Source organism: Candidatus Binatus sp. (assembly GCF_036567905.1).
In the GTDB taxonomy this organism is placed as follows: Bacteria; Desulfobacterota; Binatia; order Binatales; family Binataceae; genus Binatus.
Genome location: NZ_DATCTO010000073.1, coordinates 38,241 through 51,296, shown reverse-complemented (window position 1 = coordinate 51,296; position 13,056 = coordinate 38,241). Strand labels below are relative to the sequence as shown.

At 61.2% G+C, this 13,056-nt stretch carries 9 protein-coding genes and 1 tRNA gene; 6 read left to right on the top strand and 4 right to left on the bottom strand.

From position 1 onward, the window contains the following. The 4 genes from VIO10_RS11810 to VIO10_RS11795 form a co-directional block, all read left to right on the top strand. Positions 1-1,421, top strand: a 1,421-nt coding sequence (locus VIO10_RS11810; RefSeq protein WP_331964190.1) for an ABC transporter permease, incomplete at its 5' end; no start/stop codon positions are given. 9 nt (positions 1,422-1,430) lie between these two features. Next, positions 1,431-1,556, top strand: coding sequence for a hypothetical protein (locus tag VIO10_RS11805; protein WP_331964187.1), 126 nt, complete (start codon positions 1,431-1,433; stop codon positions 1,554-1,556). A gap of 216 nt (positions 1,557-1,772) precedes the next feature. Next, positions 1,773-3,065 carry a DUF1329 domain-containing protein gene (locus tag VIO10_RS11800; RefSeq protein ID WP_331964184.1) on the top strand — a complete coding sequence of 431 codons (1,293 nt, stop codon included), beginning with the start codon at positions 1,773-1,775 and terminating at the stop codon, positions 3,063-3,065. Positions 3,066-3,349: 284 nt separating this feature from the next. Further along, positions 3,350-4,576, top strand: coding sequence for a DUF1329 domain-containing protein (locus VIO10_RS11795; protein WP_331964181.1), 1,227 nt, complete (start codon positions 3,350-3,352; stop codon positions 4,574-4,576). Positions 4,577-4,870: 294 nt separating this feature from the next. Here VIO10_RS11795 and VIO10_RS11790 read toward each other — a convergent pair whose 3' ends face one another. Next, positions 4,871-5,917: a DUF933 domain-containing protein gene (locus VIO10_RS11790; protein WP_331964178.1), complete on the bottom strand. Its 1,047-nt coding sequence runs from the start codon at positions 5,915-5,917 to the stop codon at positions 4,871-4,873. A 172-nt stretch (positions 5,918-6,089) separates the two neighbouring features. Further along, complete coding sequence (locus VIO10_RS11785) at positions 6,090-9,275, bottom strand: choice-of-anchor D domain-containing protein (RefSeq protein ID WP_331964175.1); 3,186 nt, start codon at positions 9,273-9,275, stop codon at positions 6,090-6,092. Between the two features lie 221 nt (positions 9,276-9,496). Between VIO10_RS11785 and VIO10_RS11780 the strand changes: the two genes are divergently transcribed. Further along, complete coding sequence (locus VIO10_RS11780) at positions 9,497-9,658, top strand: hypothetical protein (protein WP_331964172.1); 162 nt, start codon at positions 9,497-9,499, stop codon at positions 9,656-9,658. Positions 9,659-10,224: 566 nt separating this feature from the next. After that, a tRNA-Thr gene (locus VIO10_RS11775) sits at positions 10,225-10,300 on the top strand. Between the two features lie 24 nt (positions 10,301-10,324). Here the strand turns inward: VIO10_RS11775 and hisN are convergent. Further along, positions 10,325-11,137, bottom strand: a complete 813-nt coding sequence (hisN, locus tag VIO10_RS11770; RefSeq protein WP_331964169.1) for a histidinol-phosphatase — start codon at positions 11,135-11,137, stop codon at positions 10,325-10,327. A 28-nt stretch (positions 11,138-11,165) separates the two neighbouring features. Beyond that, positions 11,166-12,593 carry a pyridoxal phosphate-dependent decarboxylase family protein gene (locus VIO10_RS11765; protein WP_331964166.1) on the bottom strand — a complete coding sequence of 476 codons (1,428 nt, stop codon included), beginning with the start codon at positions 12,591-12,593 and terminating at the stop codon, positions 11,166-11,168. Positions 12,594-13,056: the final 463 nt, after the last annotated feature.

Here is a 13,056-nt window from a genome sequence, read left to right as displayed (position 1 = left end):
CGGCGCCGGCCACGGAGGCGGCGGCGCCGGCGGCGTCGAGCCTCGACGAGGTGTGGACGTTTGGCAGCATGGCGGTGGTGGCGGCGGGGCGCGCGATCAAGCGCAACAAGCTGCGCGCGGCGCTCACGATGCTGGGCATTTTCATCGGCGTCGCGGCGGTGATCACGATGGTGGCGGTGGGCGACGGGGCGCGATCGTCAGTCGAGGCGCAAATCAACAGCCTCGGCACCAACCTGCTGATAGTGGTGCCGGGCGCGACCACCGCCAACGGCGTGCGCGCAGGGCTGGGCAGCAATTCCACGCTTACGGTCGCCGATGCGCAGGCGCTTGCGCGTGGCGGAGGCCCGGTCGCACTGGTGACGTACATGGATCGGCAGGTGGCGCAGGTGGTCTGGGGAAATCGCAACTGGAGCACCAACATCCAGGGGACGACGCCGAGTTACTTTGCGGTCCGGGACTGGCCGCCATCGATCGGACGCATCTTCACCGACGCGGAGGAAAAGGCGGGCGCGCCAGTATGCCTGCTCGGACAGACGGTGGTGAACAATCTGTTCGGCGAGGGACAGAATCCGGTCGGCGCGACGATCCGGGTGAAAAACTCCCCGATGAGAGTAATCGGCGTGCTCAGCGTCAAGGGGCAGTCGAGTTACGGGCAGGACCAGGACGACGTGGTAATCGTGCCGTTCAACACCGCGGAGCGCAAAGTGCTGGGCGTGTCGGCGCCGTCGGCGGCAGCCTCGCCCGCGTCGGTAGCCACGGCGAGCGCGAGCAACCCTTACGCGTCGGTACCGACGACCAATTCGGTTTACAGCTCGACCACCGGATCGACCAGCGCGCTCGGCAGCGCGCTGAAAATCACCGGCGTCGTCAACGTGATGTTTATCAAGGCGAGCGGTTCCGACCAGATGGACAACGCGGTTGCGCAAATCACGCGCACGTTGCACGAGCGCCATCACATCCAGCCGAAACAGGACGACGACTTCACGGTGCGCGATCTAAGCGAAATAGCGGCGGCGTCCGAGAGCGCCACGCAGGTGATGACGATGCTGCTTTTGGCAGTGGCGTCGATTTCGCTGCTGGTGGGCGGAATCGGAATCATGAACATCATGCTGGTGTCGGTGACGGAGCGCACCCGCGAGATAGGAATTCGCATGGCGATCGGCGCGCGCCGCATCCACATCATGCTGCAGTTCCTGGTGGAGGCGATGCTGCTGTCGTTGATGGGCGGGTTCGCGGGGATAATCCTGGGCATACTCGTGTCCAAGCTGATTTCAGCGCTGGCGCAATGGCCAACGCTGGTCTCGCCGGTAGCGGTGGCGGGCGGCTTCGTCTTTTCGGCGGCGGTAGGAGTTTTCTTTGGCTATTACCCGGCACGCAAAGCCAGCCTGCTACACCCAATCGACGCTCTGCGCTATGAATAGTTCAGGAGCGTGGGGGTTCCGGGGATTACCCTGCCCGGGCAGAACACGCCCGAGCGCGAGTGCTGGTGTATCAACATGGGTGCGGTGGACAAAGATTTCTTCACCACCCACGCGATGGTAAAGGCCGCTCCGTAAGCGAGTTAGCTAGATAAATCAGGGGCTTCACGTCCCTCTAATGGCTCGAACGAGGCGGTGCAGCGAAAAAGCTGCGCCGCCCCGCGCTTTTCTACCGTCGGCAGATCAGCCTGTAGAGTTAAAAAACAATCCGATAATATGATGAATATATGCTTGACTTCGGGAAATCTCGTGGTCCACAATTAGAACTCTAAAGACGAACAGGAGACTGTACTAATGGCCAAGCATGTTTTGGGGAAGATATTGCTGGGCGTGGGGACGTTAATGTTCTTATGCCTCATCGTGGCTTCAGCAAACGCCGCAGTGAAGCCAGGTGATGTCGTAACACCCGCAAACGCGGCACAGGTCAAAGACCTGGTTTCGCCCGGGGTGTTTTACGCAGTGACTCATGGAATGCACATGGATATCGTGCCCTCTGAGCGGATCGACTGGCCGCCGCCTTACAGGGAGGCGACAGAAAAGTATTCCACGCAGGTCCGGCTCACTAACGATCATCGCAGCCTGCTCGGCTACGTCGCCGGGCAGCCGTTTCCGCTGATCGATCCGAACGACCCCTATGTGGGGGCGAAAATTATGTGGAACAACGTGTTCCGGCCCATCCACAGCGATGACTACGACCTGCGCTTCTACGATTGCCAGAGCGAGTACGTTCGTCCGGGCCAGGACCAGAACGTGATCGAGGACCTGGAGATCGGTCACTACGCCGGGTACAACCTGTTCGGACGGACCGAAGTCGAGCCGCTGCCGGTCGATCCGGACTTCAAGCAGTCGGGGCGCATGTGGCTGTTCGCTCTGTACCCCGTGCTTTCGCCGGCGGACCAGCGCGGAGTCGGAATAGTCCGCTATCGCTACGTAGATCCGAACCGCGGCGACGACACTTGGGATTGGCAGCCCGGCACCCGTCGTGTGCGGCGCCTGAACGAGGCGATAAACAGTAGCGCGACCGGAGCGCAGAGTTTCGACCCCGACCACTATGCAGGCTTCAACCCCAAGACCGAGCAGTACAATTACAAGTTCCTGGGTGAGAGGCAGATGCTCGCGAGCGTGCATGCGGAGCATTCGCCCGAAGATACTTGCCCCTACGATGGCGGTGCGACCGCATGCCCCGAGGCTTGGGAGCTGCGCCACGTATACATCGTCGAGGCGATGCCCCGGCGCGATGTGAACAATCCGGGTGCGCTCGACAAGTTGACCAACGTCTATGTGGACGCTGAATTAGGGTTCAACCCGTACATCGACACCTACGACCAGAAGGGTCATTTGTGGCGCGCGCACATTTACTGGCTGGCCTATCGTGACCGTCCGGTGCCGGATGCCCGCGTCGCGATCTACCCGTTCAAGCGGGAGTTCATAGTCGGTGCGGCTTCGATCGACACGCAGGCTAACTACTCGTCAATGTGTTATCTGCCCGGCCAGCACACGCCCGAGCGCGAATGCTGGTACGTCAATATGGGGGCGGTCGATAAAGATTTCTGCTCGGTGAAGGCGATGGTGGCCGCGGCTCCGTAAGCGAGTTGGCCACATAAATCAGGGGCTTTACGTCCCTCTAAATTGCTCGAACGGGGCGGCGCAGCGCAACAGCTGCGCCGCTCCGTGCTTTTCTATCGCCGACAGATCAGATTGTAGAGTTAACCAACAATCTGATAATATTCCCAGTCACGTTGTTGAGTTCAGAAAATTTCGCGATGCAGAATTAGAATTCCAAAGACGAACAGGAGGTCGCACTAATGGCCAGGCATGCTTTGGGGAAGATATTGCCGGGCGTGGGGACGCTAACACTCTTGTGTCTCATCGTGGCACCAGCAAATGCGACAGTGAAGCCGGGCGACAGCATAACACCCGAAAATGCGGCACAGGTAAAAGATCTGGTTTCGCCCGGGGTCTTTTACGCAGTGACCCATGGAATGCACATGGATATCGTCCCGACCGAGCGGGTCGATTGGCCGCCGCCTTACAGGGAGGCGACGGAAAAGTATTCCCAGCAGGTGCGGCTCACTAATGATCATCGCAGCCTGATCGGCTACGTCGCCGGCCAGCCGTTTCCGCTGATCGATCCGAACGATCCTTATGTGGGAACGAAAGTCATCTGGAACAATGTGTGGCGGCCCATCACGAGCGATGACTACGATCTGCGCTTCTACGATTGCCAGAGCGAGTACATTCGTCCGGGCCAGGACCAGAGCATCGTCAACGACATCGAGATCGGTCATTACGCAGGATACAACCTGTTCGGACGGACCGAAGTCGAGCCGCTGCCGGTCGATCCGGACTTCAAGCAGTCGGGGCGCATGTGGCTGTTTGCTCTCTATCCACTGCTCGCGCCGCAGGAATCGCGCGGCCAGGGCCTGATCCGCTATCGCTACCTTGATCCGAACCGCGGCGACGACAGCTGGGATTGGCAGCCCGGCACCCGTCGTGTGCGGCGCCTGAACGAGGCGATGCTTTCCACCGCCACCGGCGCGCAGAGCTACGACCCTGATCACTATTCAGGCTTCAACCCCAAGACCGAGCAGTACAACTACAAATTCCTGGGTGAGAAGCAGATGCTCGCGAGCGTGCATGCGCAGCATTCGCCCGAAGATACTTGCCCCTACGATGGCGGTGCGACCGCATGCCCCGAGGCTTGGGAGCTGCGCCACATATACATCGTCGAGGCGACGCCCCGGCGCGGTGCGAACAATCCGGGTGCGCTCGACAAGTTGACCGACGTCTATCTCGACGGCGAAGTATGGTTCCAGCCGTACATCGACACCTACGACCAGAAGGGTCATTTGTGGCGCGCGCACATTTACTGGCTGGCCTATCGTGACCGCCCGGTGCCGGATGCCCGCGTCGCGATCTACCCGTTCAAGCGGGAGTTCGTAGTCGGTGCGGCTTCGATCGACACGCAGGCTAACTTCTCTTCAATGTGTTATCTGCCCGGCCAGCACACGCCCGAGCGCGAATGCTGGTACATCAACATGGGGGCAGTCGACAAGGATTTCTGCACGGTGAAGGCGATGGTGGCCGCAGCTCCTTAAGCCCAAGCCTTAAGCAGCCTGATTGATTGCTGAAACAGGCGCGGAGCTAAACGGTTGGTCGCCGTGGCGCTCCGCGCTTTGTTTTTTTTCCACAGCGCGAGAAGGTGAATAGTTTACATATGCCGGATCCCGGAATATATTTTGCGTATCGCGCGATTGCGGCTTTTGCACCCCAAGCGCGATGGCAGAAAAGGTCCCGTGTCCGAAGCCGGCGCGGATGCGCCTCGCAGGTCCAACGAGTCGCTCTGCGCCGGCAACTTTCCCGCCGCACCAGCGCATTGCCGCCCAGCCGGGTCAGACCTTGAAGCGGATGTGAATCATGTCGCCGTCGCGCATTACGTAGTCGCGGCCTTCGAGTCTGAGCTTGCCGGCCTCTTTGACCTTCGCGTCGGACTTGTGGATGGCGAAATCCTCGTAGCTGACAACTTCGGCCCGGATGAATCCGCGCGCGATATCAGTGTGGATTACGCCGGCGGCATCGAGCGCCGACTCGCCGCGGCGCAACGACCATGCATGCGCCTCGGGCTCGCCGGCGGTGTAGAAAGTGATCAGCCCGAGATGCTGGTAGAGCGCGCCGATCAGCCGATCGCGCGCGGGCGCGTCGAGTCCAGCGTCCTTGAGCATCTCTTTTTGGCCGGCCTCGTCGAGTTCCCATAATTCCGACTCGAAAGCGGCCGCGAGCCTGAACACCTCGAGTCCGTGCGCCCGGACGGCGGCGCGTTCGGCGTCGGTGACATCGGCGGCGGCGCGTTCCATCTCGCAGTTCACGGTGACCAGCGCGGGCTTTCGTGAAAGAAACCCGAAGCTCGAAAATGCGTGCGCCTCCTGCGCCGTCAGTTCGAGCAGTCGCAGCGCTTTGCCGTCGCCCAGCCATGCGATCACTTTCTCGAGCGCCGCGCGTTCGAAGTCGCTGCCGCCCTTTTCCTTCTTCAGCCGCTCGAGGCGGCGTTCGGCTTGATCGAAGTCGGCGAACACCAACTCGCCCTCGATACTTTCGAGCGTCGCGGTCAGATCTTTTTCCATGCCGGCGAATTGCGGAATCACGATCAGCAGCGCGTCCATGTCGCGCACCAGCGGCAGCAGACTCGGATCGAGCGCAGCGCCCTCCTTCTGCTCTTTGGGATTTGGCGCGAAGTCGAGGATGGTGAGCTCGACCGGAATCTTCTTCTTCGAACCGTACGCCGCTTCAAGAAAATCGAGGCGCGGATCCGCGACCTTGATTTGTCCCGGGCGCGCACGATTGCGGCCCTCGGCCGTGCCTGCAATCGGCGCGAGTCCGGTCAGTGCGTGAAATACGGTTGATTTCCCGGCGCCGCGTGCGCCGATGATCCCGGTCTTCAATTGATCCCACCTCGATCCCGGGAATTCTACACCACCGCAATTCGGGAGTAAGCCCTGCGCGGATTGAAGCGCATCGGGCGGGAAGGCTGGCGAGTTATGTACGCTGAAAAAAGATTCGGGGCGGCCACGAGCTGAAACTTGTGGCCGCCCCGCCGGTTGGTTGCTTATGCGATCAGAACGCCACTATCACATTCGGCGTAAAGGAACACTGGTCCATGGCGACTCTGACGACCTTCTGCTTGGTCTTCTTGCCGACCTTGAGCGTGACCTTGACCCGATACACGCCATCCTTGAGCTCGAAGGGATTGCCGACGCCGCCAAATTCCGCGTGGAACTGGAACGACGGGCATGGCGCCACCCCGGTTACAGTCTGCAACGCCGCGTTCCTTATGGTCTTTATGTGATTGAAGTCTCCGTGCGGCTGTTCCGGCCCAAACGCGTTTTGCAAGACTATTTTCTTCACGGTTGACACCGGGACTCCGGCCAGAGTTACCAGCACTCGCAGGCCCCGATGGACCGCCTCGCCGCAGTACGGCACCGCAGTGGTAGCGGTGGCGCCCGTGATCGGGTCGTTGACAAAAATGAAGTTCGCGGTGCCCGTGCTGGTGCGCGCGACAGCGGATGGCTCGAAGACCAGGTCGAGGTCACCGGCGCCAAGTTGAGCGCCCGCCGCCAGCGTTACCGGCAAACCCGGAAGTCCGGTCAGCGAGTAATCAAGATTAGGAGGGACGCTGGTCGAAGTCAGAGTAACGGAATTGATCTGCACCGGGCACGCGCCGCCGTCCGTGACCGGAACACCCATCTTCACAGGACACGCCGCACTCTGCTGAATCACCGTCGGTGGGAACGTGAGTCCCGCCGGGAATGTCAACGACGCGGAAGCCAACGGCGTGGTCGCATTGAGAGGAATAACGACCGCGGGATTGCTCGGGTCGTTGCTGTTGATCGTGAGAGTGCACGACTTTGGTCCTGCTGATGTCGGCGTGAAGTTGACGCCGACGTCGAGACCCGAGTCCGCACTGATCGTCGCCGGAAACTCAGCCGGGTTCACCAAGGTGAAATCGGCACACGAGATCACCGCCGACGTTACGATGAGGTTGCAGGGGCCGGTGTTATTGATTTTCAGCGTCTGCGGGGGAGCCTTTCCGCCGCAAACCGCGGCGCCGAAATTGCCGCTGCCGGTTATGTTGATGGCTCCATTTCCCTTTTCACCACTGAGAGGAATTAGGACCGTGGAATTGACCGGGTCATCGCTGCTGATCGTGAGATTGCACGACTGTAGTCCTTGCGATGTCGGCGAGAATTGAATGCCAACGCCGAGACCCGAGTCCGGACTGATCGTCGCCGGAAACTCAGCCGGGTTCACCAGCGTGAAATCGCTGGAACAGCCGGTAAGCGCCGCCGACGACACGTCGAGGTTGCACGTCCCGACGTTGTTGAGCTTGAGCGTCTGCGTTGGAGCCGTTCCGGCGCAAACCGCGATGCCGAAATTGCCGCTTCCGGTTGGGTTAATCGTACCCGACGCCGTGTTGCACGTCGCCGTGACGACAGTATTCGGATTGGCCGGATCATTGCTCGCTATGGTGAAGGTAGCGGTCTTCGCGCCGACCGAGGTCGGCTTACAGGCGAACGTGAAGTTGAAATTGGCGTCCGGGCTGATGTTCACGGGGAAGGTCGGGCCGGCCGCCAGCGAGATATCGGTGCTTCCGGAGGTCCGGGTTATGCTGCTGATGAGCAGGTTATCCGCGCCCGTGTCCGACACGTCCAGTTGCGCTTGTCCGGTTGAGCCTTCGCAGACATCTCCGATCGCAACCGGGTTCGGGTTGAGGTTGATTTGCGGAGCCAGCGTTACCTTGAAGAAAATCGCATCGTTGTTGGCGGTCGCGTCTCCCAGCGCCGCGCCGTTGCCGGTGAATACGCCGTAGAAGGTGGCGCCGGCGTTGGCAGGCGGCAGGTCGTTGACCACCTTCAACTGCTGGTAGTCGCCGAGCACCCGCTGCCGGGAATTGCCACTGTCGGTCGCCGGCGACAGGAAGGTCAGGAGATCCTTGTCAGTGAAAGTCGCACCGGCGTCAGTGCTGTACGCAAAGTGTCCCGAATAGATCGGAAAGCCGTCCACGGAGAATCCGTCAAATGACGTGTAGAGAACGCCGATGGTCCCGTTGGGCGCGACCGCCACCGCCGGCAATGCCGCTTCAAGCGCGAACGGGGAGACCGGGTGAACTGTGCCGATGATGGCGTTGCTGGGGCTGGCGCCATCAAACGTGATTTGTACGATGTAGATTCCCTGGCTTGCGGAGCCGTTCGCGGCTCCGAAGACCACGTAAACATCACCGGTCGTCGGATCGACTGCCGCGTGATTGATACCGCCCAGCAGGGCATTGACCGTGCCGAACTTCGGCGTCGGCTGAACGGTCACACCGGTCGCAACCGTGATTCCCGTTCCAGAACCGTTGAGAGTCCAAGTGGTCCCGGCGTCGAGCGAACGATTGAGTACGTACGCGATCGTCTTGGAACTTCCACCACAGCCCGAGGTACAACCCTGGTAGAGGCTGTAAATGTAGCCGGTGCGGGGATCGACTGCGATCCGAAGGCCCTGGTTGGTGCCGCCGCCGAAGTAAACCCCTGCCACGTTGTCCTTCGTGAAGTTCGGAGGCTGCGTGCCAAGCGCCACCGAAACCCTCAGGTTGTTCGAGGCGTCGTCATCGTACGCTACGTAGGTGTTGTTCTGGCCCGCGGTCGTCGGATCTACGTCGGTGAGAAGCTGAGGCTGATCGGCGTTCCCGGGCGCACCGAAGTCGGTCTGCTGTGCGACGCCACCAACCAGGAAGTAACTAAAGAGATTGGCGAACGGATTAGTGTTGGACGCGGAATAGACATCCGTTGCGCCCAGATACGTCCCGTACAGGTTGCCGTCCAGACCATAGTCGTGCGTAATGTCGCAGGGACATCCGCCCTGTCCGCTGACGCCTGTAGGGTTGGGAATTTGGAAGCTTTGGGTCCAGGTCAGGCCGCCGTCGTTGGAGACTTCGTTGGGAGCGCTTCCAGTCCATCCCCCGAATCCGGCGTGAACCACGATCTGATTCAGGTTGAGCGGGTTGATTGCAAGGTCGGGCTCGCCGCCGGCGGAATTGGGTACTTCAACTACGAAGAACCCCGGCGCCGAAAGGCCTTTGGCGTGCCCAATGTCGTATGCAGTCGCCGGGCGCGCATAGTTCGTCACGTCGGGCGGCCAACTCCTGGCGATCGGCGGCGAGCTAATGCCGGCATCCGAAGTATCCTGAGTCCACGAGGTAAATGCTGCCGAAACAATCAGGCCGAGCAACACGACGACCGCAAACAGGTTTCGTTTGAACATTGCTTTCCCCCGCGAGGATCGTCGATTGATCCTCGCTCCTCCATTTGACGATGCTTGGTTTACTGGTTGCCTCTTCCTACTTGGGGCTCGGCTCAAAAGCCCGTCTATCTCCTAATTTCCCTTCTAATTTTCGCTCTGGAGCGGTCTCCTCAAACCGCCAGGCTGCGTCAGAGAGCTACGGCGCCTTTTCATTCGGTCTCGCTGGTCTCGAATAGTCAGTCGTGTCCGGCGGAGAGCTCGACACTGGACGATTACTCGATGGTTCCGATCCCAGCGGCGCGGCTTGCGGGGTTGGTGGCGCTCCGCCGATGATGATCGACGGCGCCGACTCCGGCATGGCCGCTGCCGGCATCGCAGTGCTCGACGACGCGCTCGTGTCGTGAGACGCGCCCTTGCTCGAGTCGCCGGGATACGCCGGACACGACACAATCGCGAATATTGCAAGGACGCAGGCAGTTGTCGCGACCAGATACAAACTCACACCGTACCTCGCACGAAACCTTGTCAGCACGTTCCTACCGACCGCGCATGACTTTTCACACCTGTGTAGTCATTCGCGGACACCATCACCTTCGGTCGAGACTAAGTCAAATTTTGTGACAGTTTGTAAGAATCAAAGAAGAACCATCAAACACGAAGCACCCGGTCATAACTTGAATTGGCAAATTAAAACCTAAAAATTATCGCTAACGAACGGTTCTTCGCACTGATTCTTAACCGCGAATATGCTGGACGGCCGCGCCTGATGAAGGTGCTGACACAGTTGACGCGCGATCGTTTCGCCGCGAGTCAGGGTGCCGCGATCCGCGCAAATGCGCCTGAATCGAGATCGCGTTCGAGCCCGGCCAGCCCCCGCGCAATTTCCGCGCTTGCCGGCCCGCGGAGTCTTTCTCGCCAGCGCCAGCTTCGCTAATCTGCTAATTCCGTCGGCGGAGCGGCGCGATGGAAAGCCACCCTAGCTCAGTTGGTAGAGCAGCTGATTCGTAATCAGCAGGTCGCCGGTTCGAATCCGGCGGGTGGCTCCAGTAAGGCGACGCAGGCAGATTCGGTTATCGCGCGGCGGGCGCCAGCATCGCGAGCGCGATTTTGTGCAGCTCGCGATCGCCGGCGGCGATGATCTGCCCGCCGTCATATGGCAGGCCGCCCGACCAACTCGTCACGATTCCACCTGCGGCCTCGATGATCGGGATGACGGGTTGAATATCGTACGACTGGAGGCTCGATTCGATCACCAGATCGATGAAGCCCGCGGCGAGCAGGCAGTACGAATAGCAATCGCCGCCGTAGCGCCTCATCCGCGCCTTGGACGCGAGCTGGCGAAATGCGTCGCGTTCGCCCGGACCCGAGAACATCGCCGGATCGGTTGCGCAGACGATCGCGTCTTCGAGCCGCCGGCATTCGCGCACCTGCAGTGAGTTGCTTGTGCCGTGGCGCCTCAGTTCGGCGCCCAGACGTGAGCCGACGAACGTCTCGCCCGTGTACGGCTGATGCATCACGCCGATCACCGGTCGCGCGCCGTCGTTGAGTGCGATCAAAACGCCCCAATGCAGTTGTCCGATAATGAAGGCGCGCGTCCCGTCAATCGGATCGATGATCCAGGTCAGCGCGTCGGTGCCGGCCGCGGAGCCGTGCTCCTCGCCGAGGATTCCGTGGCCGGGATGAACACGGTGAATCTCGTCGCGGATCGCTCGCTCCGCTGCACGATCGGCGAGCGTCACCGGATCGTAGCCGCTGCCGCCCGCCTTATTCTCGACCGCCAAGCGCACGCGAAAATACGGCAGGATCGTGCGTCCCGCGAGGTCCGCCAGATGGCAGGCAAAGGCGGCGTACTCTTCGATCGCGCGATCATCCATCGCCGGCATAGGCTGGTCTCCTCGCGGGCCGGCCCGGTTACGGGACTTCGGTGCTCGAGTCGAGCCAAGCCAGCATCAGTTCATTCACCATCGATGGATCGAGCGAGGCTGCGCCGCCGCCGTACACCGCGCCGCTGCGCGCTGGCGCCGCCGGCGGATTCTTCGCGTACTCGACGCCGGCTGCGATGTCCTTGACGAAACGCGCCGCCACGCCCGGAAGCGTCTGCGGCAGGGTGACGCACAGGTGAAAGCCCGCGGGTCGCTGCAGCCCGTTAAGCCGCCATCCACGCTCCACGAGAAAATCGTTGACGTGGTAGATGTCCACCTTGTCGGACGTGAACGCGATGCAGTAGGTCGGCTTGCCGATAATCTTGAGCTCCGGGATTTTTGCGACCCCCGACTTGATCGTGTCCGCCGCCTTCATGATGCGACGGGTCGTCTTCAGGTATCCCTCCTCGCCGAGCGTGACCATCGCCGCCCAGGTCGATGCGCTGATTCCTTCCGAGCGGCTGCCCGCCACGGTGGGCGACGCATACAACCCGCCCTGCCAGTCGGTCATCGCGAAGTACATCCGCCGGCGCAACGCGCGATTGCGATAGAGCACCACCGACGCGCCCTTGAGCCCGTAGCCCCATTTGTGCGTATCGCAGGACATCGAGGTGACGCCGGGCAGGCGGAAGTCGAACGCCGGAACGTCGTACCCGAGCTTTGCGATCCACGGCAGAATGAAACCGCCGAAGCAGCTATCGACGTGCAGGCCGACGCCGGCTTCAAGCGCCAGCTCGGACAACTTCTCGATCGGATCGATCAGCCCGTGCGGGAAATTCGCCGCCGAACCCGCGATCGCGATGGTGTTGGGCCCGATCGCGCGCCGCATCGCGTTCACGTCGGCCAGGTAATCGGCTCCGACCGGCACGCGAATCAGCTTGATGCCGAAAAAGTGCGCGCCCTTGGAAAATGCCGGATGAATCGTCTCCGGCACCACCATCTCGGGCGCCGTGATTGAGCGCTCGGCTTTGGCTTTCTCCCGATACGCCAGCATCGGCAGGATGACGCTCTCGGTGCCGCCCGAAGTGATCGCTCCGCACACGTCGGCCTGCGGATCGTTCTCGCGCGCCAGCGCCGCGCCCAGCATCCGCGCGGTCATCGCGATTATCTCGCCCTCGAATTTGGTCCCACTCGGGCACATGTCGCGGTGCAGCAGGTTGACGTGCGAGAAGAGCGCAAACACGCGGTTGAGGTAGGCATAGTGCTCCATCCCGCCGTGGAAGTAGGTGCCCGAGATCTGGCCGGTCTGCCAGCGCGCGTCCTCGTGGCGCGCGATGCTGCGCAACTTGCGCAAGACCTCCTCGGCCGGGCGGCCCTTCTTGGGCAGTTCGTGGTAGGTCTCGAAGGTTTCGCGATAGGGGAACATATCTCCGAAAGGTCCGGAGGGCTCTTGCTGCTTCTTTGCTGCCTTGGGCATGGTACGAACTCCTTGTGAATCTCAGCGCCCGGATAATCCGGACGCGCAGTGTGCCTACTAAAAACTCCGAAAAGGGCGAAAAGTCTAGAGTTTTGGTAAGGGCCGCCGTAGTGTCGCCGGCATGCTTAAACTCGTCGAGCGATCCATCGTCTCGGTTGTTGCCCGCCGATTCCGTAGCCGGGCGGTTGTGGAACTAGAGAACCTCGCGCTCCGTCATCAGCTGCACGTTCTTCGCCGCCAGCGGCCGGGTCGGCTGCGTCTATTTGCTTTCGACCGCTTGCTCTGGGTCGTGCTCTACCGATTGTGGCCGCGCTGTCTGGAAATGATGGTGTTGGTCAAGCCGGCCACGGTCGTCCAATGGCACCGTCAGGGATTTCGCCTGTTTTGGCGATGGCGGTCGAGATCAGGGCGGCCATCGGTGGAGCGCGAGATTCGCGATCTGATTCGGCAGATGAGCAGCGCT